Consider the following 23,504-nt stretch of genomic DNA (forward strand, 5'->3'; position numbering starts at 1 on the left):
GCCCCGTCGTCCTTCCGGAGGCGCGGCATGATGGGAGGCCCGCCGACGACCCCCGAGATGCGATGCGTGCCCGTGCCTGAGCCCGAGCGCACCCCTGTGACGATCCTGCTCGTCGAGGACGACGAGGTGATCCGCCGGTCCGTCGCGATGGCGCTGGAACGTTACGGCTACCGCACGACCGTCGCGGGCGACGGGGGGGCGAACAGGATGGCCGCCCAGGCCGAGATCTTCAAGAAGTCCTCGCCCTCGGGGCGCTGACCTGCACAGATAGACGTCTATGGGGTGCTGATCTGCGACTTTGCTCCTTTCCGGAGCTTTCACGATGACACCGCCTTACGCGGTCGATTCTCCCCAGACGCTCCCCAAGGCGGCTTGATTCTCCCCAGATTCTCCCCGGCTGGCACTGCTTCGGCAGGAGCACAGCCCCTGGTCAAGGCTAAGGGCTGTCCCGAAAGTGATCTCTGGTGCGCTGGGTGACCTGCGTGTTCCTCAGTCACCCGGCGAGGATCAGATTGTGCAGTCGAGCAATTCCGAGCATGGCGTGGTGGACGCCGTCGCCCTTGAGGCGGCAGTCTCGGAGGATCTTCCAGGTCTTCATGCGAGCGAAGGCACGCTCAACGCGGGCCCGGACCTTGCGATGGGAAGCGTGGTGTTCCTCTTTCCAGTCGCGGAGCTCGGTCCGGCCCTTCTCGCGGCGGTGCGGGATGACCAGGCCGGTACCCCGATAGCCGCCGTCCGCGATCACCGTGGTCTTCCCGACGGCATCCTTGGCGCCGGACAGTTCCCAAGCCTTGCAGTCGTTGCGGTTGCCGGGCAGCGGCCGGCCGACGGCGACGACGAGTCGGGTTTCGGCGTCGATGACGGCCTGGTGGTTGGTCGAGTACCGGTAGTTCTTCGACTGCTCGGCGACGGTGTGATCGCGGGTGGGAACCAGGGTGCCATCCACGATCAGCACGGCGTCCGTGCGGAACCGCCTGCGCTGCTGGAACGCGAGCAGCGGACCGAGGTGGTCGATGATGCGGTCGGCGGCCGACTTGGACACCCCGAACAGCGGTGCCAGCTGCCGCAACGTCAGGTTGGTCCGCCAGTACGCAGTAACCAGCAGAACCCGGTCCTCCAGCGGCAGCCTCCACGGCCGGCCCTTACGGACAGGATCCGCACCCTCGCGCCGCAACGCGGTGATCAACTTTCCGAACTGCCCCGGGCTCAGCCCGGTGAACGGGGCTATCCAAGACGGCTCCGACGCCGTAACGACACCAGCCAAGGCAGGAATGATCCCTCGTCAAGATGCTGGTGGCGGAGGTCAGTCGATCAGTAGCTCGTCAAGACGCTGGACGGAACGCGGCGTGTGCATCTCATCGGCCATAGCTACCAGGGCCGCGAGGTACTGCCGGGTGATGGGGAGAGCATCCTCGTAGATCCACGAGCACATGGTGTCGAACGCCAGAGCCTCCTCGCCGTGTGACAGCAGATGGCGCACATCCGTGATGACCGCCTCTGAGGCGAGCGGCGAGTCCTCAAGTAGCGCCGCCACCCGCGCTCGATACGACAGGCTCACGGGCTGTCCCCACTCCATGGACGAACGGATCGATGACCCCGCATCCTCGCTGTTCAGCGGAGGGCTTGTCGACTCTCCTGATCAGTTACGGGACAGCCTTTGGGGACTGTTCGGTGATCATGCTGCGGTGACCCGCTGTCGATCTCCACCACCGAGCCGAACAGAACCAGGCGGCCCGCCGTCGCGTGTTCGAGACCCGCGATGGGCTCCGGGTCCCCAGGCGCACCGGGTCCCCACACTGGGGGCTGACTGGCCGCGACCAGGACCGGTCGGTGATCTAGGCGAGGTGGTGGGGTGGGGCGGCCCCCGGCGCCGGCGGCTTCATGGAGAAGTCCGAAGAACTGGCGCTGGAAGTCCGGGTCCCGGGCGGTGCGCTGAGCGAGAAGCCACGCCTCGTCGGCGTGCTGCTCGCCGACGAGCGTGACCCGCGGCCAGCCATACCGAGCGAACCCGTTGAGCCGGCGGGTGTTGTCGGCGTTGATGCGGACAAGGTCTGGGGGGAGGGTGCGCGCCCATTTGCTGTGACCGATCTCGGACGGCTTGACGCCCGGTGTGCCGCAGCCGTTGTGCAGCCGGCCGCGGAGCACCTCCTGCGGACGCGCGCCAGCCGCCCCTTGCGGGGAGGCTGACCCCTGTCGTGGGTAGCTGGCACGCAGGGCGCGGTCCCGTGTTCGCCGGCTTCACAGGAAGGCGGCGACGGCACCTCGGACTTGCGGGTGAACAGCGGGGCCTGGGCGAGGGCAACCGTGTTGACGCAGGTGATGCGGCGCGGGCCTCGTCTGGGTGGAGGTCGGTGATGGCCACCAGTCGCCTCCGAACTGTGATCGACGGCGACCGAGGCCGATCCTCATCCTCTGACGGGCAGTCCGTGATCAGGGCACGCGCAGTGTCCGCTGCCGTGGACCACCAGGAAATTGTCGATCGGGCGGAGGCGGCGATCGAATGCGAAGGCACAGAAGTGATCCTCGGAAAAGGCAGACAGGTTGCGAGCATTAGGGGGGAGGTTCGAGATCGCTCACGGCAGATAGGAATCTCGCGGACAGGACTGGAACGACGCGCAGGGGCATGCCAATCTACACATCCACTGATTCGGCCCCTGTCAAGCAGCGGACCTAAATCCTGATGGAGGTGGCACCTGTCCCCGCCGCTGCTCGAATCCCTCCGATCCGCGTTTCCCCTCCTTCTCGCGCTCGGGACGGTGAACGGCTGTCGTGTCCTCACTGCAGGGCAACCTTGGCGGCGACTCGGCCGCCCTGTGCCTATGCGTACGTGTCGTTGGCCTCTTTGCCGAAGACAAGGAGCAACAGGACTTGCTGATCGGACAGCGGATTCTGGCGAGGGTGGCCGTCCGCTCGGAGGCAACCGCTGAGAGCGTTTTGTCCCGACGGGGGTGTTTGGTATCGCCGGTTTGTTTGAGGAGTTCTGCAGGTGTGGTGGGTGTGGCGGTCGATGTCAGCGTAGGGTGGGAGGATCACGGGATGCCTCTGCCTCAGCCTGATGATCTGACCTCGCTCGTACTGCGTACCGACTTCGGTGACGACGGAGCTTGGGACGCGGTTCGAGCTGCGCTCGACGCGGCCGATGAGTACCCCCACGCCACGTATGTCAGCGAGTTTCGCTTCGCCGACGCGGAGGTCCGGGCATTGGTGGATGAAGAGGCTGCCGCGGATGAAGAAGCGCAGATCGTCCATGTCTTTCTGGCGGACGCGGCCACGATGAAGGATCCGGATCACTCGCTCCTGGCCGTGGATCTCTCGGACGAGCCCGGGCGGACATTCAGGCTCCCCGCGCGGTGGTTTCCTGACGTCTCGGCCAACCTCAGCATCGCCAACATGGACTTTGCGGAGTTCGCCGACGCTGCTGATGGATCAGGAACCTTCCGCGGCTTTGACGAGGGCTGACCCTCTATCTGGGTGAGCTATGTGCCGCGCCGGTTCAGAGTGGCTTCGCGGGTGAGGCGGCGGCTCATCAGGTCGATCATGGCAAGGCGGATCATGGCTTCGGAGCGGTGGGGGTGGGTCTCGTAGTCGCGGGCGAGGCGGCGGTGGTGCATGAGCCAGCCGAAGGTCCGCTCGACGACCCAGCGCCGCGGAATCACCTTGAAGCCCTTCTGGGCGGGGTCGCGGCGGGTGACCTCGACGTCGATGCCCAGGCGGGCGCCGTGGTCGATGACCTTGGTGCGGTAGCCCATGTCGGCCCAAGCCTTCGTGACACGCGGTTGGTCTGCCGCGATGCTTGAGAGAACCTGAATGCCGCCGACGTTGTCGGAGACGCTGGCGGCGGTGACCAGCACGGCCAGGAGCCTCGCCGCGGCCAGTGCCCGATTGACGGTGCGTTGGGTGAGGGTGAGTTCCCGGCCCGGTGGTCGTTTGAGCCCGGTGGTGACCCAGGGCCCGGCGCCCTGGTAGGCGCGGTCGGCGAGGATCGGGACGCCCTGACGCTCGCAGATCCGGATGATGCGATGGGTGCGGGCTGCGGTGAGGTCGTGAGTGCGGCCCGGCAGCGCCGGCGAGATCCACAGGATCTCACCGGCGGGGTCGGTGACGACCTGGACGTTCACGCCGTGCCGGCGGTGCTTGGCCGAGTAGTCCGCCCGGCTGTCACCGACACGGTCGCACTCGGCGAGAGTGCCGTCCAGCAGGACGAACTTCGGATCGTGCTCGCGCAGAGACTTGAGCAGACCCGGGGCCCGGTCGGCGAGCAGGCCGGTCACGGCGGTGACATACGCGTGAGCGGTGCCGACGGATATCCCGAAACCGGACGCGATCCGGGTGAGGGTGTCGTGGCAGCGCAGGTACACCAGAGCGACGAGCGCACGCTGGTGCGGCGGGAGCTTGCAGCGGCGGTCACCCTCGCGGGTGACGATGAGCATGGTGACCCACTCGACCAGGGCGTGAGGGAGGTCGAGTGCGGCAGGATAGGGAACCAACAGGGCTCCTGTGCCGGTGGGTTGAGACGTCGAACACCTCCCTCAACGGCACGGGAGCTTTGTGCGTTGCGGCCCTCACCTCGACCTGACCGGCGTCACCCGATCAGTGGCCACGCTGAAAACGCGCACTGGTTGCAACGGGCTCCGGTCCTCTCTCGGGGCAACTCTGGAGCGGATCATGGAGCATCTGACCGAGGAGGAAGACGACTAGGGTCTGTCCGATGGACCGGGCGCTGCGCTCGTCCCTGCTGACGCCGCCGGAGACAATGTGGGGCCGCGTGGGCGCGCTGTGCGGCCCGCTACCAGGCGCCGGCGAAACCGCGGCAGCAGTGGACGAACAGGGCGTCGCCATCGCGTACGGCGCAGTCGGGGTGTGCCGTTGTCGCCGAGGGAAGCTATCTCTCAGTTCTTCCGCCCGTCACCGAGCGGAGCGTCCACGAATACGGCTTCTCCACCCTGCCGACCACCGGACACGGGGGCGACTACCCGGACGGCGTCTGGTCCCGTCTCTTCTACCGGGGCCGGGTGCCCGACGACGGCCGCATCGACCCGGACGAGGCCGCCGTCCGGACCGCCGAGCAGTGGCTCGCCCATCCTCCTGAGAGCCCCTGGGTGCTGTTCGTGCCGCTGGTGGCCCCGCACTGTCCGTTCCAGGTCGAGGAACCCTGGTTCTCCCGTTTCGACCGGGCCGCCGTGCCCGGCCCCGCAGCCCCCGGCGATCCCTCCGGCGAACCCGGCTACATGCGGGCCGTCCGCGACCGCCACGGCATCGCCGAGGTCAGCCCCGGACAGTGGCGCGAGGTCGTGGCCACGTGTTACGGCATGGTCGCCCGCCTCGACGACCAACTCGGCCGGATCACACGGGCGGTCGAGGCGGCGGGCGCGGCCGACGACACCGTCACCCTCTTCTTCGCCGACCACGGCGAATACCTCGGTGATTACGGCCTGATCGAGAAGTGGCCCTCCGCCATGCACGACTGAGTCACCCGCGATCCGCTGATCATCAGCGGCGGTGGATTCACCGGCGGCCAAGTCAGCGACGCGATGGTGGAGATGATCGATGTCCTGCCGACCGTCCTGGAACTGGCCGGTGTCGAGGCCCCCCTACCGCCACTTCGGCCGCAGCCTCACCCCGCTGCCGTGCGACCCGGACGCCCCGCACCGTACGTACGCCTTCACCGAGGGCGGTTTCACGGTGGAGGAGGAGCCGCAGATGGAACGCCCCGGCTTCCCGTACGACCTCAAGGGCGCCATCCAGCACGAACGGCCCGAACTGGTCGGCAAGGCGGTCGCAGTACGGGACCATGAGTGGACGTACGTATGGCGGCTCTACGAGCAGCCCGAGCTGTACGACCGCACGAAGGACCCGCGCGAGCGGACCAACAAGGCGGGCGACCCCGCCCACGCGGTCATCGAGCGGCGTCTCCACGACGCGGTGCTCCGATGGCTGGTGGAGACCACCGACGTCATCCCCACCGTTCCCGACCCCCGCCTCCCGCAGGTGTCTCTCCCCGCACCGGGCGGTGGCGGCGGGACCGGTTGAGCCCGGGAGGGATCCGCAGGCCGAGGAGCGCTCGTGAACGGCCGCGGCGGCGCAAGCGTCCCGCAGCCTTCAGCAACACGCTTTATACCGTGTCCTATGTGGTGAGGCGGACGAGTCGTTTGTAGCAGCAGATGGCGGCTGCGAGGCCGAGAAAGGGCAGGTAGTTGCGGGGGTGTCGTTCGTAGCGGTGGTTGACCGGATACCGCCGGCTCAACCCAGTAGGGTCGGGGTGGTGGTGCGGGCCGTCGGTGTGCGCACGGCGGCGGCTGCCAGGAGGACCGCGGCGACCAATTACAGTGCTGCGGTCTCCCTTCCGCAGCGGTGTCAGCCGCCTGGAGACGAACTTCTCCTGGATGAAGCGAAGGGAAAGTCTACGGACGCCCGTACTTCACCTGTGGTGGCGACGGTGAGCAATGAGTAGCCCGGCAGGGCGGTGATCCACTGATGTGCCTCGCGAGCGCCCAGGACCATCGCAGCCGTTGCGTAGACGTCGGCCCACATCAGATCCGGGCCCGTCACGGTCGCCGCAAGTAGCTCCGTGGCCGGGGTTCGGGTGCGCGGGTCGATGATGTGGTTGCCTCGCTCGGTCGTGCCCGAGGTGGCGATCGCCTGGTCCCGGCCTGTCACCACGGTCAGGAGCTGTCCCGGATTCCTGGGGTCGGCGATTCCGGTGCTCCAGAGGCCCGCAGCGCCTGGTGCCCCTCCGACCCGTACGTCACCGCCCGCGTTCACGCACGCGTCCGTACCGCCCGCCTCCCGCAGTACCCGCCAGGCTCGTTGGGCAGCCCAGCCCTTGACCAGGCCACACGGATCGGGCCGACCGTCCACCCAGATGTCGAAGGCGCCCCGGGTGCGGCTGTGCGCGACGTCGCACAGTTCCAGCACGCGCCGTACCGCCGGAGTGGTGTCCGCGCGGCCTGACTCGCCGCGCCGCAGTCGGCTCACGGCACTCTCCGGCAAGTAGGGGGAGAACTCCTGGTCGACCGCGTGCAGGAGCGCCACGGCTCTGTCCAGTGCGGCCCGTAGCCCGGGCGTCCGCCGGTGGCGCAGGGTGAAGGAGACCACAGTGCCCATCACCGGTTCGGCGTGCCGCCAGGGCGCGGCCCCGGCGTTGGTCAGGTCATCCATGAGCCTGGTCCAGTGCGCTCTGGAGGGACTGGATGTAGCCCTCACTCGTGTAGGTGGCCCCCGACACCGTGTCGATGTGTGCGCCCTGTGCGGTGAGAGCCTCACCGGTCAGCGTCGGCACCGCGTAACCGGCGATCTCGCGGTCGCGTTCGTTGCCGGACGGTGTCCGGACCGCTGTGACACCGGTGAGTCGTCCGTCGGCGATCGTGATGCGGACCTGGACCGGCCCGTATCGCGTGTCGACCACCTCTCCCGTGTACGTGCCAGAGGCAGGGGTTCCCCGTGCAGTGCCGGCGGTGTCCGGACGGGTCGAAACGGTCACGGCGCTCTGGTGCGGCTTCAGGGCGAGCAGCGAACAGACTCCGGCCACGGTGACAGCGATGGAGAGCAGCAGCCGACGCATGGGACCTCCTTTGTGGGGGCGGCGGGACGATCTCTCGAGGCGCGACCTGGAGGTCACCAGGCGAAGGACTCGTGGTGGATCCGGCGCGCAGGCACCCCCGCCTCACGCAGCGCCGCCTCCGCCGCCGCCGTCCAGCCAGGGGGGCCACACAGGAAGCAGGCCCGCACCGCCACGTCCGGGACCAGGCCCCGCAGTGTGGCGGCATCCACAGGCAGGCGGTACCCCGCCGGGTGACCGACGGAGTAGTAGGCGCGCGCGCCTCGACGGGCCGCGATCGCCTCGATCTCCTTGCGGAGTACCAGATCCTCGGGACGGCGTCCCCAATGGATCAGGACAGGATCCCTGGGCAGGGTCTCGAAGAGCACCCGCAGAGGGGTGATGCCCACCCCGGCCGCGAGCAGGAGGGTGGGGCGTCCCGCCGCGCGGTCTCGAGTGAGAGCACCGTACGGGCCCTCGGCCCAGACCCGGGTGCCGGGGCGGAGCGTGGCGAGTGCGGCACTGTGTCCGCCCAGCGCCTTCACGGTGATGCGCAGGGCGTGTCCGTCCGGAACGGCGGACACCGAGTACGGCGACGCGGTCCACCACAACCCCGGCGCCAGGAAGCGCCATCGGAAGAACTGACCGGGTCGGACGGTGAGTGCGTCGAGGCGATCGCCGCTGACGAGGACGGACACCACGTCCGGGGCCTCGCTTCGGACCTCAGCGACGCGGAGCCGGTGGCGCCGCGCCATCTGTACCGGCACGAGTATCCGGTACCGCGCGATCAGCGCGAGGGCCACCGCGTACAGCGCGTACCAGGCGGATCGCGCGAAGGGCCGATCGAAGTCCGCTCCGTTCGCGATCTGATGGCCGAAGGCCAGAAAGATCGCCGTGTAAGTGAGGAGGTGCAGGTAGTACCAGGTCTCGTGGCTGAGTCGACGGCGGGCGGCGCGCGCCGAGACAGCCGCGGTGAGCAGGAGAAGCAGCAGTGCGACCGTCGCCTTGAGCATGTCCGGGTAGTGCAGGACGACCCGGACGCTCTCGGTGACCGGATCCGTCCGGCCGGTGAGAGCGTAGCCTTCGATGATCAGCAGCGCATGGGCCACTGTCAGGCCGATCGTGTAGCGACCGGCCATCGCGTGCCAGCGAGCCATCCGGTCGGGGCCCACGGTGCGATCCAGGAACGGCACCCGTGCCATGAGGACGACCAGCACCGCGCAGGCGTATCCCGCGAGGAGACCTGTGATGCGGCCCGCGCCGGTGAACCAGCCGGCGGGTCCCACGACCGAGGCCGTGTCCACCCACCACAGGCCGATCGCTGCTGCGGCCCCTGCCCAGATCACCGCTTGGACCCCGAACATCGCTACGGCCGCGGACCCGGCGGGGCCACGGCCGGCACGACGTCGGCCGCCTGGCCGCGCCGTCCGTGCTGCGTCCGTACTCATCGGCTCCCTCGCCCTCGGTTCGTTCGCCCAGCGGGGCGCTGGGTCTTGCTCACTGTGGTGCGTGATCCTGTGAGAAGCCTCTGAACCGGATCCCGATCAGACCTGCCGTACGACCTCGGAGCCGCCCGGGAGCGGAGGTGGCACGGCAGGCGGCGGGGAACCGTTCAGAGGAAACTCAGAGGTGGGGAGGGATCTCCGTCTCCATGCCGTCCGGCATCCTGGAAGGACCATGAACCCATCGCCGCGAACCGGGGTGCGCCGCCTCGACGGCACCAGCCCGAGGATCCTTGTCGTCGACGACGAGCCGGACCTCACCGAGGTGCTGGCCGCAGCCCTGCGCACCGAAGGCTGGGAGGTCCGCACCGCGGGAACGGCCGCGGAGGCGATCGCGGCCGCCGAGGACTTCGGCCCGGACGCGGTCGTCCTCGACTGGATGCTGCCGGATCACGACGGCCCTCAGGTGCTGGCCAGGCTGCGCACGGCCCGTCCCACCCTGTGCGTTCTGTTCCTGACTGCGCGCGACGCGGTCGAGGACCGGATCGCCGGAATCACAGCCGGTGCCGACGACTACGTCACCAAGCCGTTCAGCCTCGAGGAGGTGCTGGCCCGGCTGCGAGGACTGCTGCGTCGAGCGGGGCTCGCGGGGGTCACGCACGGGGCCGGACCGCGTCTGGTCCTTGCCGATCTCGTCATGGACGAAGAGGGGTACGAGGTTGCCCGCGGCGGTGTGCCCATCGACCTTTCCCGCACCGAGTTCGAACTGCTGCGCTATCTCCTGCGCAACGCGCACCGCGTGCTGTCCAAGCGGCAGATCCTCGACCACGTCTGGCGTTACGACTTCGGCGGTCGCGCCCATGTGGTCGAGCTCTACATCAGCTACCTGCGCAAGAAGATCGACGCCGGCCGCCCGCCGCTCATCCATACCGTGCGTGGTGTCGGCTACGTGCTGCGCCCCGAGCGTCGATGAACCCGCATCGTCCGTCGCGGGTCCGAGGGCGGCGCCTCCGGCTCGGTCTGCCCCGTTCTCTCCGTGCTCGGCTGACCGCCGGGCTCGTCGTGCTTCTCGCCTTCGCCTGTCTCGTCGTCGGGCTGGTCACGGTGTTCTCCCTGCGGAGTTTTCTGATCAGCCGCCTTGACCAGCAGATCGTGGCGAGTGGAGGCCGGTTCGCCGTCAGCCTCGAACACGAGGACCGGCCCGACGCGGACGGCCGGGGCGACACACGGGGGCAGGCCGACGGAACTCTCGGGGTCCGGCTGCTGCGGGGCCGGATCTCGCAGGCCGCCCTCGTGCGGGGCACCGGTGATGTCGCGGTGCCGCTGACCGCCGACGACGAGCGGGCGCTCGCGGCCGTCGACGCCGGTGGCCGGCCCCGAACCCTGCACCTGGCCTCCCTGGGGGACTATCGTGTGGCGGCCTGGAGCGGCGACGACGGCGACGTCCTGCTGTCCGGTCTGCCGCTGCACCCGGTCGAGGAGACGGTGGAGCGGCTCGTGGCCGTGGAGGCGATCGTGTTCGCGATCGTCCTCACCATGGCCGGGGTCGCCACCGCAGTGTGGACCAGACTCTCGCTGCGACCTCTCGAACGTCTTGCGGCGACCGCCGACGAGGTGACCCGACTTCCGCTTGCCACGGGGCAGGTCGCCATGCCGCCGCCGCTCCCCGACACCCGGCCGGACTCGGAGACGGGCCGGCTCACCGGCGCGTTCAACCGGATGCTCGGCCATGTCGGCGACGCCTTGGATCGCCGGCACGTCGTGGAGGAACGGCTGCGCACCTTCGCGGCCGACGCGGGACATGAGCTGCGTACGCCTGTCGCCACGGTGCGGGCCCGGGCCGAGCTCGCGCTCCGCCATCACGGAGACACCCTGCCCGACGAGGTTCGACACGCTCTCGAACGTATCGACGCCGAATCTCGTCGCATGAGCCTTCTGGTGGACGAACTGCTTCTCCTGGCCCGGCTGGACGCGGGGCGCAGCCTGCGCCGGGACGACGTCGACCTGAGCAGACTGGTCCTCGATTCGGTCGCGGACGCGTCTGCCCGGCACCCTGGACATCTGTGGGAACTGGACCTCCCCGAGGAACCGGTCCATGTCATGGGCGACGGTGACCGTCTCCACCAGGTTCTCGGGAATCTGCTCGCGAACGCCGGCGGGCACACTCCGGAAGGGACACGGGTCACGGTCGCTCTCGGCACGGATGCCGAAGGGGTTGCCGTCACCGTCACGGATGATGGCCCCGGCATTCCCGCGGAGTTGCTGCCCGGCGTCTTCCACCGGTTCACCCGCGGCGACTCCTCACGATCCCGCACGACAGGCTCGACCGGGCTGGGCCTTGCCATCGTGGACGCCGTGGCCCGAGCGCACGACGGCCGGGCGACAGTCACCAGCCGTCCTGGCCACACCCGCTTCACTCTGCGCCTGCCTGACCGGCGTGCGGACACCGATGTCCGTGGTGAGGCGCATGGGGGGCCCAGGGATCCGCGTACGCGGCGTGGTCCGCAGTCCGTGGACTGAGCGAGTCGTCTGCTCACCGCACATGACGGGGCGCATGCCTGCCCCCCGTCATGTGCACGGGAGTCTGGGCCAAGGCTTGTCCCGTAAACGATCTCTGAGGCGGTGCGGATGTGCGTGGGTCGTGGGCCGAAGTCAAGAAGGGACTCGACACGTTCTTGCGCACCGCGGGAGCGTCGCGTGAGTTCACCCAGGTGCGACTGATCGGATACTGCTACGACGAGACCTTCGACGTGGGCTGAGGCTGATCATCTTGAGCGAATACAACATCTACGCCGGCCACCGGCAGCCGCAGGCCCCTGGGGCCACCCTCGCGAAGACCCTGTGGGCGGACCTCGAAGCGGACCTCGGCATCAGGTTCTCCGGTGACGCCGATGGGCAGTCCCCCTCCTTCACTTGGGGGACAACGAGCGCTGGCTGAGCGTCTGGGTCGCCGTGCCGCCAGACCTGGACGAGCCGCGCCACTCCCACCCGGCCCGGGTCACTGCCAATCAGCCGGACTCGGACGCCTGGGCCCACCGGGTCTTCAACGCCCTGGACGCAACGGGCCGGTACTCGCTGTTCATGATCGAGGACAACGAGGACTTGGTCCGGACGAACTCGGAGCTCGCCCGCATCCAGTGGGAAGACCGCTGATCCCCTGACCCGCAGCCAAGGACCTGTGCCTGTCCAGGAAGTGATCAGCGGCAGTACCGGCGGGAACCGTGTGAGGATCTCGCCGTGACTGGTGTGATCACGGCGTCACAGCCGTCCTGGACAGCCCCGTTCACCGGGCTGAGCGCGCGGCAGTTCGGCAAGCTGATCACCCTCCTGCGGCGCGAGGGCGCGGATCCGGTCCGCAAGCCGACCCTGGAGCCTGCCCCTGGAGGACCGGGTCCTGCTGGTCGCCGCGTACTGGCGCACCGACCTCACCCTGCGCCAGCTCGCCCCGCTGTCCGGGGTGTCGAAGTCGGCCGCCGACCGCATCATCGGCCACCTCGGGCCGTTGCTCGCGCTGCACCAGCGCCGGCGGTTCCGCAAGGACACCGTCCTGATCGTGGACGGCACCCTGGTCCCCACCCGCGACCACAGCGTCGCCGAGCAGTCGAAGAACTACCGGTACTCCACCAACCACCACATCGTGATCGACGCGGACACGGCTCGTCGTCGTCGGCCGGCCGCTGCCGGGCAACCGCAACGACTGCAAGGCGTGGGAGTTGTCCGGCGCGAAGGGCGCCGTGGGCAGGACGACCGTGATCGCGGACGGCGGCTAACGGGGCACCGGCCTGGTCATCCCGCACCGCCGCGAACCCGGCCAGGCCGAACTCCTGGCCTGGAAAGAGGAACACAACGCCTCCCACCGCAAGGTCCGCGCCCGCGTCGAGCACACCTTCCCCCGCATGAAGACCTGGAAGATCCTCCGCGACTGCCGCCTCAAGGCGACGGCGTCCACCACGCCATGCTCGGCATCGCCCGCCTGCACAGCTTCGCCCTCGCCGGGCGACGGAGGAAGGCGCAGGTCATCCAGCACGCCGTAGATCATTTACGGGACAACGCTCAGCGCAACCTACTCGGATCCGCAGGTGCTGCGGCGCGCCTTCCACTCGTGGGCGTTCAACAAGAACGCCTGGGCTGAGGAGCCGTCGGAGGAGTCGCGGCGGGCAGTGGATTGGATGAAGCGGAACTCCTGGCCTGTCGGCGATCTTGTGGAAGCCGAGGTCCGTCAATGGCTCCGCCGGCCGCATCGCCGCGTAGTACATGCAGCCGAAGAACGCCTCCAGATGGCCGGCTGTTCCGGAACCAGGCCGGCAACTACGTGGACCCAGCGGCCTATGGCACGACATGGGCGCGGGCGCGGAAGCATGTGCTGACACGCATGGAGCTCAGCTCCGGGCTGGCCCGGAGCCCCTACGATCTCCGGCACGCCCGTATCTCGTTCTGGCTGTACTCCGGTGTGGACCCGGCCGAGTGTGCTCGCCGCGCGGGTCGGAGCATCGAGGTCCTCTTCCGGCACTACGCCAAGTTCCTGGACGGCATGCGGGAGCAGGCCAACAGCCTCATCGAGCAGTCGATGGAGGAGTGGGACCGCGTCAGCCAGGGTCAGGTGCCCTGTGCGGTGAGTCCGGAGTCTGGTCCGTGACTGGTCCGGAAGTGCTGGTCAGAAGTGGGATACCGGTGGGGCGAACTGGGAGTTTGGGTGTAAATGCGACCCCTCCCTGCGCGGGGCGAGTGAGAGGCGCCTGACGGGCAAAAGACCAGGTCAGGCGCCTCTTTTCGTGCCGCTAGAAGAACCCGAGCTTCTTCGGCGAGTAGCTGACCAGCAGGTTCTTCGTCTGCTGGTAGTGGTCCAGCATCATCTTGTGGGTCTCCCGGCCCACGCCCGACTGCTTGTAGCCGCCGAAGGCCGCGTGCGCCGGATACGCGTGGTAGCAGTTGGTCCAGACGCGGCCCGCCTGGATGGCGCGGCCCGCGCGGTAGGCGGTGGTGGTGTCGCGGGTCCAGACGCCGGCACCGAGGCCGTACAGGGTGTCGTTGGCCGTGCGGATGGCGTCGTCGAAGTCGGTGAAGGAGGTGACGGCGACGACCGGGCCGAAGATCTCCTCCTGGAAGATCCGCATGTGGTTGTCGCCCTCGAAGATGGTCGGCTGGACGTAGTAGCCGCCCGCCAACTCGCCGTCGTAGTCGAGGCGCTGACCACCCGTCAGGATCTTGGCGCCCTCCTGCTGGCCGATCTCCAGGTACGAGAGGATCTTCTGGAGCTGGTCGTCGGAGGCCTGCGCGCCGATCATCGTCGCCGTGTCCAGGGGGTGCCCGGGGAGGATCAGCTCCGTGCGGGCCACCGCCGCTTCCAGGAACTCGCGGTAGTGGCCGCGCTGGACCAGGGCGCGGGAGGGGCAGGTGCAGACCTCGCCCTGGTTGAGGGCGAACATGGTGAAGCCTTCGAGGGCCTTGTCGCGGAAGTCGTCGTCCGCCGCCCACACGTCGTCGAAGAAGATGTTCGGCGACTTGCCCCCCAGCTCCAGGCTGACCGGCTTCAGGTTCTCCGCCGCGTACTGCATGATCAGCCGGCCCGTCGACGTCTCGCCGGTGAAGGCGATCTTCGCGACCCGGGGCGAGGACGCCAGGGGCTTGCCCGCCTCCTCGCCGAAGCCGTTGACGATGTTCAGCACGCCCGGCGGCAACAGGTCGGCGACCAGGCTCAGCCAGAAGTGGATGGAGACCGGGGTCTGTTCGGCCGGCTTCAGGACGACCGCGTTGCCCGCCGCGAGGGCCGGGGCCAGCTTCCACACCGCCATCAGGATCGGGAAGTTCCACGGGATGATCTGGGCGACGACCCCCAGCGGCTCGTGGTAGTGGTACGCCACGGTGTCCTCGTCGAGCTCGCTGAGCGAGCCCTCCTGGGCCCGCAGCGCCCCCGCGAAGTAGCGGAAGTGGTCGATCGCCAGCGGGATGTCCGCCGCCAGCGTCTCGCGCACCGGCTTGCCGTTCTCCCAGCTCTCCGCGACGGCCAGCGCCTCCAGGTTCGCCTCCATCCGGTCCGCGATCCGCAGCAGCACCTGGGCGCGCTCCGCCGGCGCCGTGCGGCCCCAGGCCGGCGCCGCCGCGTGCGCGGCGTCCAGCGCGCGCTCCACGTCCTCGGCCGTTCCGCGGGCCACCTCAGTGAACGCCCGGCCGTCGACCGGGCTCGGGTTCTCGAAGTACCGGCCGCGCGCCGGGGCGACGTGCTCACCGCCGATCCAGTGGTCGTAGCGGGGCTCGTACGACATGATCGAACCCTCGGTGCCGGGGGCCGCGTAACGGGTCATGGGCAGGACCTCCTCGTACCGCGCCGGCCGTCCCTGGCCGGCTGCGCTCAGCGGCGAGTCTGCGCGGATCGACGTTGCAACCCCGTTGCGCCCGCCGAGAGTTCGGCGTCCAGCGCGGACAGCCGCGCCCGTACGGCCGGAGCCTGCGCCGCCGGTACGGCGGCGGCCAGCGCCCGCCACACCACCACGTCGTCCTCTCCCCACGCGCTGTACGCCCAGTCCGCGAGCAGCCCCGGATCCGCCCGGTCCACCAGCGCCGCCCGCAGCCGGCCGGCCAGCCGCTCCCGGAGGCGTACCACCCCCGGGGCCCGCGATCCCGGCAGCAGCGGCCCCGCGTACTCCCCGAGCGCCGTCGCCACCGCCCCCGAGGCGAGCCGCCGGTCCACCGTCAGGAAGTCCGCGTCGACCTCCCCGGTCAGCCGGTACGGGCGCGACGCCAGCAGCCCCGCACCGAGCAGCCCCCGCAACCGGGACATCTCCGCCCGCAACGTCACCGGGGTCACCGACTCGTCCTCGTAGAGCAGCGTCAGCAGTTCGTCGCCGCCCACCCCCTCCGGCCGGTGGGCCAGCACCGTCAGGATCTCGCTGTGCCTGCGGGTCAGCCGCAGCCGCCGCCCCGCCACCTGCAAGAGCGCCTCGTCCCTGCCCAGCGCCGCGAGACGCGGCCGCGCCCGCGCCGGGGCCGGGGCGAGAAGCGCCAGCTGCGACTCCGCCGCCCTCGCCACCGCCTGCACGAACGCCAGGCTGTGCGGATGCGCCAGACCGTCCCCGCCCGTGATGTCCACCGCGCCCAGCAGCCGCCCGCTGCGCGGGTCGTGCACCGGCGCCGCCGCACACGTCCACGCCTGCGCCGGGCGCTGGAAGTGCTCCGCGGCGCACACCTGCACCGGCCGGTCCACGGCGAGCGCGGTCCCCGGCGCGTTGGTCCCCGCCGCCGTCTCCGACCAGCGCGCCCCCGGCACGAAGTTCATCCGGCGCGCACTCCGGAGCGTCTCCGGGTGTCCCTCCACCCACAGCATCCGCCCCGCCGCGTCACAGACCGCGATCAGATGCTCGCCGTCCCGCGCGTACGCCCCCATCAGCTCCCGGATCACCGGCATCGCCGCCGCCAGCGGATGCTCCTCCCGGTGCCCCGCCAGCTCCTCCTCGTCGAGCTCGACCCGCGCCGCGCCGTCCGGGCTCACCCGCGCCCGTACCGAGCGCCGCCACGAATCGGCGACCAGCGGCCGCACCGGCGGGAAACCGAGCGGGCCCCCGGCCGTGAACGCCTCGTGCGCCCGGCGTACGGCAGCGGTGCCTCCCGGGGCCGGACCCGCCGCTCCGGCCGCACCCGCCGCGCCCGTCACCGCACCGCTCAACTCGGCCTCCCCGGCGAGGCCGTTGGCCTCGTGGACGTCATCGTCATCGCCATCGTCGTGCGCGCGGGAGGCGCCGACAAGCGTCCGCGCGGCCTCGCCTGTGCCTCCTGTCCGGTACCCGTCACGCGGACCGTCACGTACAGTGGTGCCGGGCCGTGACTGGCGCTTGAGGTGGATCACCACCGGGGAGCGGTCCGGCGGACGCGCTCACCGGCGCGGCCGTGTCGCGGTCGCGCGCCTGGGCATCCACCGGTCATCGTCGACGCCCAGGAGTGGCCCATGTCCACCAGCACCGCCCGCCTCATGGACGGCACCGCGCTCGCCCGCCGCACGGTCGAGGAGACCGCCGTCCGCGCCGCCGAGATCACCCGCCGCACCGGCGTCACCCCCTGTCTGGCCACCGTCCTCGTCGGCGCCGACCCGGCCTCCGTCACGTACGTCAAGATGAAGCAGAACCGGTGCGCGAAGGCCGGAATCCGCTCCAAGCACGTCGAACTGCCCGCCGACACCACCACCGAAGAGCTCGTCGCGGCGATCACCGCCCTCTCCGAGGACCCCGAGGTCCACGGCATCCTGCTCCAGCACCCCGTCGGCCCGCACATCGACGAGCGCGCCGCCTTCGAGGCCATCGCCCCGGAGAAGGACGTCGACGGCGTCACCATGGCCTCCTTCGCCGCCATGGGCTTCGGCCTGCCCGGCTTCGTCTCCTGCACGCCCGGCGGCATCATGCGCCTGCTCGACGCGTACGACGTCGAGCTCAGCGGCAAGCGGGCCGTGGTCGTCGGCCGCAGCGCCATCCTCGGCAAGCCGGCCGGTCTGCTGCTCCTCGGCCGCGACGCCACCGTGACCTACTGCCACTCCCGCACCACCGACCTCTCCGCGGCCATCCGAGAGGCCGACATCCTCGTCGCCGCCGTCGGCAAGCCCCACTTCATCAAGGGCGAGGACATCAAGCCGGGCGCCGTCGTGATCGACGCCGGCTACAACCCGGGCAACGTCGGCGACGTCGACTTCGAGAGCGCCGCCGAGCGCGCCTCCCTCATCACCCCCGTGCCCGGCGGTGTCGGCCCGATGACCATCGCCGTCCTGCTCGCCCAGACCGTCGAGGGGGCAGAGCGCCAGCTCGGGCTCTGATCCGCACGGTTCGGGGGCTGCGCCGTCGCGGCGGGCCCGTACCGGTGGGCGATCGGGTGCGTGTCCGGGGCCGGCCCCGGTCCCTGCCCCGCGCCCGTCCGGTGCCGTGCCCGGTGCCGTGTCCGGCGCCTGTCGGGTACCGCGCCCGGCGCCCGTCCGGTGCCGTGTCCGGCGCCTGTCGGGTACCGCGCCCCGCGCCCGTCCGGTGCCGTTTCCTGGCGCCTGTCCCGGTTTGCGAAGAGGTGTCCGTCGGCGCCGCCCCCGGACCGTCGGTCCCCGCCGTTCGTTTCGTGTCCCTCGGGCCGTGATCAGGGTCTCGCCCCAGCAGCGGGATTGTCACGGTTCTGTACGAGCGGTGCCCAAGTCGCGGATATCGCTCGCCACATGGGCGACGCCGGGTGAACCTGTTCCCTATGCTCCACCCGCCGACGGCATCCCCGTCCCGCGGCGCCCGGGATCCCCGACGGCCGGGCGCCGGCGCTCTGCTCGTCGCGGCGCTCGCCGCGGTCCTGCTCCTCTCGGTCGCCCTCACCGCGCGCGACGGCCACGACGTCCGCGCGCCGCGTGCCGTCGGCTCCGCTCGCGCCGGGGCCGGCACGGCGGCTCCGCCGGACGCGGGACCCGCCGGAGGGCGTGCCGACACCCCGTACGACACGCCCGGCCAGCATCCCTCCGCGCAGGGCGAGAGCCCCTCGCCCCTGCCGACGCGGACGGCCGCGCCGACCCGATCGGCGAAGCCCCGCCAGGCCCGCACCGCCTCCTCGTCACCCACCGGCTCCGGTTCCGGTGCGGGTTCCGCCCCCACGGCGACCCGCGGGACGACCGCGCCCCCGCGGTCCACCCCGGGCCCCTCGGCGGCGCCCTCCGGCACCCCGTACGACCGGCTGCGCGTCGGCGACTGCTTCGACATCGACCGCGACGCGCCCGGCACCGTCGTCCGCCGCACCTGCGGCAGGCCGCACGACGCCCAGGTCGTCGCCCGGCTGCGGCTCACCGGCCGGTACGCCGACGACGGCGCCGTACGGGACGCCGCCGCCGTCCTGTGCCGGGGGCTGCTCCGCCGCAAGGCCGCGGACCAGCCGCTCGGCACCCGCTGGACGACCTTCGTCCAGTACCCGTACCGCACCAGCTACCTGCTCGGCGACGACACCACCGTCTGCAGCCTCGCCGCCCCTTCCGGCTCGGGCCGGCAGCTGACCGCGCCGCTGCAGTGACACCGCCCGGCGGAGGCCCCGGTCAGGGCGCCGCCACGGCCGCGAGCGCCGCCGCCGGGTCCTGCTCCGCCGGGCCCGCCGGGGTCCAGCGGCCACGCTCCTTGCGGTACGGCCACCAGCGGCCGTCCACGCCGAGCCGCAGCTGGGCGTCCGCCGCGGCGACCGTCCAGCGGGCGGCGCCGACGGGCCGCAGCTCCGGCCGCTCGCCGTCCTCCCAGGCCTCCGCGAGCTGCGCACCCGCCCGCACCAGCACCTCGGGCGCCGGGACCCGCTCCTCCTCCAGGACCTCCAGCGCCGCCGCGCCGCCGTACCGCCAGGCCCGCACGGCCAGATCGAGCTCGGTCCGCCCGCGCCCGGACCCCTCGGCGAGTCGCGCCGCGATCCACGGCACGGGATCGCCCGCGGCGAGCCGTACCGCGTCCTGGGACGGCGACAGCGGGGCGTCGTCGAGGGCACCGGCGAGCATCCGCAGGGCCCGGGCCGCCGCGTCCCCCGCCAGGAACTCCAGTGCCACCGGGTCGATCCCCGGCTCCGGGCCGTTCTCGGTGTCCAGCGACGGCGGCTCACCCGCCGCCGCGGGCGGGAACGGCAGGTCGGGCAGCGGCGGCAGGATGCCCCCGGCCGCGAACGCCTCCTCCGCCGGCACGGCCGCCGCGTGCGACCCGCCGGACCCGCCGACCGACCCCGCCAGCGCCGACACGCCCGAGTCACCGGACCAGCCGGGCGCACCCGGTCCGCCGACCCCCTCAGGGCCCTCCGCCCCGACGGCCCGCGCCGCGCTGCGCTCCTGCAGCGCGTCGAGCAGCGCCCGCTCCCCGCGCCCCCGCATCAGCAGGAGCACGAACGGATCCTCGTCGAGCAGCCGCGCCACCTGGTAGCACAGCGCCGCCGTGTGCGGGCAGTGGTCCCACGCATCGCAGCCGCACTCCGGCTCCAAGTCGCCTACTCCCGGCAGCAGTTCGAGTCCGGCCGCCGCGGCGTCCTCGACCAGGTGCGGGGGCATCTCCCGGTCGAGCAGGGCCGCGATGTGCCCCGCGCTGTCCACCGCCAGGTCGAGCAGCCGGTCCCACTCCGCCCCGGACAGCTCCTGGAGCAGCACGTCGCTGCGGTACGCCGTGCCGTCGCGGTCCTGCACCACCGCCGTGATCCGGCCCGGCCGCACCGACACCGCGCCGACCGCCCCCGCCCGGGCGTGTCGCCGCCCCTGCTTCAGCTGCTGCCCGTCGAGCGCCGTGTCCTCCAGCGCCTGCAGCCACGCCCGGCCCCACCAGGTCCGGGCGAACGCCGAACCCTGCACCGACGGCAGCGCCGCGAAGGTCCGCTCGTCCTCGGTCCCGTACTCGCTCATCGTCCGTCCTCCCCGCGCAGCCGCACCAGCTCCGCGAGTTCCGCGTCGGTCAGTTCCGTCAGGGCCGCCTCGCCCCCGCCGAGCACGGCGTCCGCCAGCTCGCGCTTGCGCTCCAGCATGGCCGCGATCCGGTCCTCGATCGTGCCCTCGGCGATCAGCCGGTGCACCTGCACCGGCTGGGTCTGGCCGATCCGGTACGCACGGTCCGTGGCCTGCGCCTCCACCGCCGGGTTCCACCACCGGTCGTAGTGCACCACGTGCTCGGCCCGGGTCAGGTTGAGCCCGGTGCCCGCCGCCTTCAACGACAGCAGGAAGACCGGGACCTCGCCGGCCTGGAAGCGCGCGACCATCGCCTCCCGCGTGGCGACCGGCGTGCCGCCGTGCAGGAACTGGGTGGCCACGCCACGCCCGGCGAGGTGCGCTTCGAGCAGCCGCGCCATCTGTACGTACTGCGTGAAGACGAGGACGCTCGCGCCCTCCGCGAGGATGGTGTCGAGGAGCTCGTCGAGCAGTTCCAGCTTGCCCGAGCGGCCCTCCACCCTCGGGCGTTCCTCCTTGAGGTACTGCGCCGGGTGGTTGCAGATCTGCTTGAGGCCGGTCAGCAGCTTGACCACCAGGCCGCGCCGCTCCATCCCGTCGGCCTCGGCGATCGCGGCCAGCGTCTCGCGGACCACGGCCTCGTAGAGACCCGTCTGCTCCTTCGTCAGGGCCACCGCCCGGTCGGTCTCCGTCTTCGGCGGCAGCTCGGGGGCGATCCCCGGATCCGACTTGCGGCGCCGCAGCAGGAACGGGCGCACGAGCGAGGCGAGCCGCTCGGCCGCCGCGGGGTCGCGGCCGCCCTCGACGGCGGAGGCGTAGCGGGTCCGGAACGCGCCGAGCCCGCCGAGCAGCCCCGGCGTCGTCCAGTCGAGGATCGCCCACAGCTCGGAGAGGTTGTTCTCCACCGGCGTGCCCGACAGCGCCACCCGCGCCGCCCCCGGGACGGTGCGCAGCGCGCGGGCGGTCGCCGAGTACGGGTTCTTGACGTGCTGGGCCTCGTCCGCGACGACCAGGCCCCAGGTGCGTTCCGCGAGCCGCCGCGCGTCGAGCCGCATCGTGCCGTACGTGGTGAGGACGAACTCGCCGTCGGCGAGGGCGTCCAGGTCGCGCGCCGGGCCGTGGAAGCGGCGCACGGGCGTGCCGGGGGCGAACTTCTCGATCTCGCGCTGCCAGTTGCCCATCAGCGAGGTCGGGCACACCACCAGGGTGGGGCCCGCGGAGTCCGGGTCGGTCTGCCGGTGCAGGTGGAGGGCGATCAGGGTGATCGTCTTGCCCAGGCCCATGTCGTCCGCGAGGCAGCCGCCGAGCCCGAGCGAGGTCATCCGGTGCAGCCAGCCGAGTCCGCGCAGCTGGTAGTCGCGCAGGGTGGCGGCGAGCGCGGCGGGCTGCTCGACCTCCTGCGCGCCGCCCTCCGGGTCGGCGAGCCGGGCCCGCAGCCGCTCCACCCAGCCGGTCGCCTCGACCTCGACCCGCCGCCCGTCGACCTCGGTGGTGCCGGTGAGCACGGCGCCCAGCGCGTCGACCGGGGTGAGCTTGCGGTCCTGGTGCGTACGGGCCCGCCGCAGCTCCTCGGGATCGACGAGCACCCACTGGTCCCGAAGCCGTACGAGCGGCCTGCCCGCCTCGGCGATCCGGTCGAGCTCGGCGCGCGTGAGCTCCTGGTCGCCGACGGCGAAGCGCCAGTCGAAGGAGAGGAGGGCGTCGGCGGACAGGAACGAGGGGAGGCCGTCCCCCCGGTCGCGCCCGTCACGTCCGCCGGGCGTGCCGTCCGGCTCGCCGGATGCGCCGAAGGCGGCTCCGCCGAGGGCTCCTTCGGCTCCTGCGTGTGCGTCCGTGGGGCCGATCACGGCGCGGGCCGTGAGCCGGTTCGCGAGCTCGCGCGGCCAGTGGACGCGGACCCCCGTCGCGGTCAGCGCGCGGGCCGCGGGGCCCAGGAGCTCGGCGATCTCCTCGTCGGCGAGGTCGACCGCGTCGGGGACGGCCGCCGAGAGCAGCGGGGAGAGTGCGGGCCAGGCCCGCGCCGCCCGGCGCAGCGCGAGCAGGGCGTCCATCCGGGCCCGGGGCCCGAAGGCGGCCCCCGCCGGTGACGCCCCGGCCCACACCTCGGCAGCGTCCGCGACCAGGGCGGGATCGGCGACCGAGTGCATCTGGAGGACGGCCCGGAAGGAGGGACCGGGGGAGGGGGAGGTGGTGCCGGTCTCGGCCGGCTCCGCGGGTCCGGGGGCCCCGGCGGACCGCTCCGCCGCCTCCGCCCCCACCAACTCCAGCCGCAGAGACAGGCGTACGCCCGCGTCATGACCCGCCGCCACGTCCGCCGCCCAGCCCCGCTGCTGCGGCAGCTCCTGCGGCTCGTGGCTCTCGTCGGCGGCGAAGGCGGGGCCGCCCGCGGCGAGGGGCGCGGCCGGGGTGCGCGGGAGCACGTCGGCGACGGCGTCGGCGAACGCCCGCAGCAGCCCCTCCTGTTCGGGGAGCAGCAGCGGTTCGTCCCGCGCCCCGGCCGCCAGCGGTACGGCGTGCGCGGCCGGCGGCATGGAGGCGGCGAGGTCGCGCAGCGCGCCCAGCTCCTCGGGCCCCAGCGGCCCGGCCCGCCACGCGTCGCGGTCGGTCGCGGTGAGCCCGGGCAGCAGCAGCCCCCGGGCGACCAGGCCGAGGGAGAACAGGGCCGCGGCGCCCCAGAACGCGGCCGCGGGCGAGGCGTCCCCGGCGGACCGCGCGCGCACGAGTACGGGCAGGGCCTCCCGTACGGGCAGGAGCAGTGCGGGCACGGTGTGCGGCAGCACGTCGTCGCCGAGGACGGTCAGTTCGGCGGCGGCGTGCGCCGGGGGCCGGAACTCCGGTCCCCAGAAGGCGATCCGGCCCGCGCGGGGCGGGTCGGCGGGCAGGAAGACGGCGGAGCAGCGGCGGAGTTCGTCGGGGTCGGGGAGGGAGGGGGCGGACGACGGGGACCGCGGGGACGACGGAGAGGGCGGAGGCGGCGACGGAGACGACGGAGGGTTCGGCTCAGACGAGGACGACGGCGACAGCGACAACGCATTCCTCAAATTTGACTACCGGTGGGTCGAGCGGCCGAGGGTACCGGAACGCGCCACCCTCACGCGCCGATCGACACCGTGATCCGGGTCACCCCGTC

At 71.7% G+C, this 23,504-nt stretch carries 20 protein-coding genes, 4 pseudogenes and 1 riboswitch; of the genes and pseudogenes, 12 read left to right on the forward strand and 12 right to left on the reverse strand.

The window, feature by feature from the left end; translation table 11 throughout:
• Positions 1-57: 57 nt before the first annotated feature.
• Positions 58-195 (forward strand): annotated as a pseudogene (locus tag OG309_RS34925) (DNA-binding response regulator); the annotation flags it as partial.
• Between the two features lie 298 nt (positions 196-493).
• Here OG309_RS34925 and OG309_RS34930 read toward each other — a convergent pair.
• Entirely contained in the window at positions 494-1,264 is a 771-nt protein-coding gene (locus tag OG309_RS34930) for a transposase (protein ID WP_329427169.1), read from the reverse strand.
• Between the two features lie 39 nt (positions 1,265-1,303).
• The gene (locus OG309_RS34935; RefSeq protein ID WP_329427171.1) at positions 1,304-1,558 is read right to left on the reverse strand and encodes a MafI family immunity protein; all 255 of its coding nucleotides are present in this window, start codon (positions 1,556-1,558) and stop codon (positions 1,304-1,306) included.
• 323 nt (positions 1,559-1,881) lie between these two features.
• Between OG309_RS34935 and OG309_RS34940 the strand changes: the two genes are divergently transcribed.
• Positions 1,882-2,187, forward strand: coding sequence for a hypothetical protein (locus OG309_RS34940; protein ID WP_329427172.1), 306 nt, complete (start codon positions 1,882-1,884; stop codon positions 2,185-2,187).
• A 582-nt stretch (positions 2,188-2,769) separates the two neighbouring features.
• Entirely contained in the window at positions 2,770-3,459 is a 690-nt protein-coding gene (locus OG309_RS34945; RefSeq protein WP_329427173.1) for a DUF6924 domain-containing protein, read from the forward strand.
• 17 nt (positions 3,460-3,476) lie between these two features.
• Here the strand turns inward: OG309_RS34945 and OG309_RS34950 are convergent, their stop codons facing one another.
• Complete coding sequence (locus tag OG309_RS34950) at positions 3,477-3,749, reverse strand: transposase (protein WP_443067647.1); 273 nt, start codon at positions 3,747-3,749, stop codon at positions 3,477-3,479.
• 111 nt (positions 3,750-3,860) lie between these two features.
• Positions 3,861-4,487 (reverse strand): annotated as a pseudogene (locus OG309_RS34955) (transposase family protein); the annotation flags it as partial.
• A gap of 525 nt (positions 4,488-5,012) precedes the next feature.
• Between OG309_RS34955 and OG309_RS34960 the strand changes: the two are divergent.
• A complete protein-coding gene (locus OG309_RS34960; protein WP_329427174.1) occupies positions 5,013-5,468 on the forward strand; it encodes a sulfatase-like hydrolase/transferase in 456 nt (151 codons plus the stop codon).
• Between the two features lie 109 nt (positions 5,469-5,577).
• Positions 5,578-6,030, forward strand: coding sequence for a hypothetical protein (locus tag OG309_RS34965; protein ID WP_329427176.1), 453 nt, complete (start codon positions 5,578-5,580; stop codon positions 6,028-6,030).
• Positions 6,031-6,124: 94 nt separating this feature from the next.
• Here the strand turns inward: OG309_RS34965 and OG309_RS34970 are convergent.
• From OG309_RS34970 to OG309_RS34985, 4 genes and pseudogenes are all read right to left on the reverse strand, one after another.
• A pseudogene (locus tag OG309_RS34970) lies at positions 6,125-6,217 on the reverse strand (IS5/IS1182 family transposase); the annotation flags it as partial.
• Between the two features lie 137 nt (positions 6,218-6,354).
• A complete protein-coding gene (locus OG309_RS34975; protein ID WP_329427178.1) occupies positions 6,355-7,158 on the reverse strand; it encodes an FAD:protein FMN transferase in 804 nt (267 codons plus the stop codon).
• Complete coding sequence (locus OG309_RS34980; protein WP_329427180.1) at positions 7,151-7,561, reverse strand: FMN-binding protein; 411 nt, start codon at positions 7,559-7,561, stop codon at positions 7,151-7,153. The genes OG309_RS34975 and OG309_RS34980 overlap by 8 nt, the downstream gene beginning before the upstream one ends.
• Positions 7,562-7,614: 53 nt before the next feature.
• Positions 7,615-8,985 (reverse strand): ferredoxin reductase family protein, encoded by a 1,371-nt coding sequence (locus OG309_RS34985; RefSeq protein WP_329427182.1) that lies wholly within the window; start codon positions 8,983-8,985, stop codon positions 7,615-7,617.
• Positions 8,986-9,214: 229 nt separating this feature from the next.
• Here OG309_RS34985 and OG309_RS34990 point away from each other — a divergent pair, with 229 nt between their 5' ends.
• The 5 genes and pseudogenes from OG309_RS34990 to OG309_RS35010 all read left to right on the forward strand — a co-directional run bounded on the left by OG309_RS34990 (position 9,215) and on the right by OG309_RS35010 (position 13,615).
• Positions 9,215-9,952: a response regulator transcription factor gene (locus OG309_RS34990; protein WP_329427184.1), complete on the forward strand. Its 738-nt coding sequence runs from the start codon at positions 9,215-9,217 to the stop codon at positions 9,950-9,952.
• Entirely contained in the window at positions 9,949-11,499 is a 1,551-nt protein-coding gene (locus tag OG309_RS34995) for a sensor histidine kinase (RefSeq protein WP_329427186.1), read from the forward strand. The genes OG309_RS34990 and OG309_RS34995 overlap by 4 nt, the downstream gene beginning before the upstream one ends.
• A gap of 393 nt (positions 11,500-11,892) precedes the next feature.
• On the forward strand, positions 11,893-12,132 hold the full coding sequence (locus tag OG309_RS35000; RefSeq protein WP_329427188.1) for a hypothetical protein: 240 nt from the start codon (positions 11,893-11,895) through the stop codon (positions 12,130-12,132).
• Between the two features lie 84 nt (positions 12,133-12,216).
• Positions 12,217-12,976: pseudogene (locus tag OG309_RS35005) on the forward strand (transposase); the annotation flags it as partial.
• Between the two features lie 375 nt (positions 12,977-13,351).
• Positions 13,352-13,615 carry a hypothetical protein gene (locus OG309_RS35010; protein ID WP_329427189.1) on the forward strand — a complete coding sequence of 88 codons (264 nt, stop codon included), beginning with the start codon at positions 13,352-13,354 and terminating at the stop codon, positions 13,613-13,615.
• 142 nt (positions 13,616-13,757) lie between these two features.
• Here the strand turns inward: OG309_RS35010 and exaC are convergent, their stop codons facing one another.
• Together exaC and OG309_RS35020 are read right to left on the reverse strand one after the other, a co-directional pair.
• Entirely contained in the window at positions 13,758-15,281 is a 1,524-nt protein-coding gene (exaC, locus tag OG309_RS35015; RefSeq protein ID WP_329427191.1) for an acetaldehyde dehydrogenase ExaC, read from the reverse strand.
• A 47-nt stretch (positions 15,282-15,328) separates the two neighbouring features.
• Positions 15,329-16,639, reverse strand: coding sequence for a GAF domain-containing protein (locus OG309_RS35020; RefSeq protein WP_443067612.1), 1,311 nt, complete (start codon positions 16,637-16,639; stop codon positions 15,329-15,331).
• Between the two features lie 145 nt (positions 16,640-16,784).
• Positions 16,785-16,890: riboswitch (ZMP/ZTP riboswitch) on the forward strand.
• A 28-nt stretch (positions 16,891-16,918) separates the two neighbouring features.
• On the opposite strand from OG309_RS35020, the gene OG309_RS35025 reads away from it, so the two are divergent.
• Positions 16,919-17,773 carry a bifunctional 5,10-methylenetetrahydrofolate dehydrogenase/5,10-methenyltetrahydrofolate cyclohydrolase gene (locus OG309_RS35025; protein ID WP_329427193.1) on the forward strand — a complete coding sequence of 285 codons (855 nt, stop codon included), beginning with the start codon at positions 16,919-16,921 and terminating at the stop codon, positions 17,771-17,773.
• A 413-nt stretch (positions 17,774-18,186) separates the two neighbouring features.
• Positions 18,187-18,987: a hypothetical protein gene (locus tag OG309_RS35030; protein ID WP_329427194.1), complete on the forward strand. Its 801-nt coding sequence runs from the start codon at positions 18,187-18,189 to the stop codon at positions 18,985-18,987.
• 22 nt (positions 18,988-19,009) lie between these two features.
• Here the strand turns inward: OG309_RS35030 and OG309_RS35035 are convergent, their stop codons facing one another.
• On the reverse strand, positions 19,010-20,335 hold the full coding sequence (locus OG309_RS35035; protein WP_329427195.1) for an SWF or SNF family helicase: 1,326 nt from the start codon (positions 20,333-20,335) through the stop codon (positions 19,010-19,012).
• Positions 20,332-23,397: an SNF2-related protein gene (locus tag OG309_RS35040; RefSeq protein WP_443067648.1), complete on the reverse strand. Its 3,066-nt coding sequence runs from the start codon at positions 23,395-23,397 to the stop codon at positions 20,332-20,334. The genes OG309_RS35035 and OG309_RS35040 overlap by 4 nt, the downstream gene beginning before the upstream one ends.
• Positions 23,398-23,504 lie beyond the last annotated feature (107 nt).

The organism is Streptomyces sp. NBC_01268 (assembly GCF_036240795.1).
In the GTDB taxonomy this organism is placed as follows: domain Bacteria; phylum Actinomycetota; class Actinomycetes; order Streptomycetales; family Streptomycetaceae; genus Streptomyces.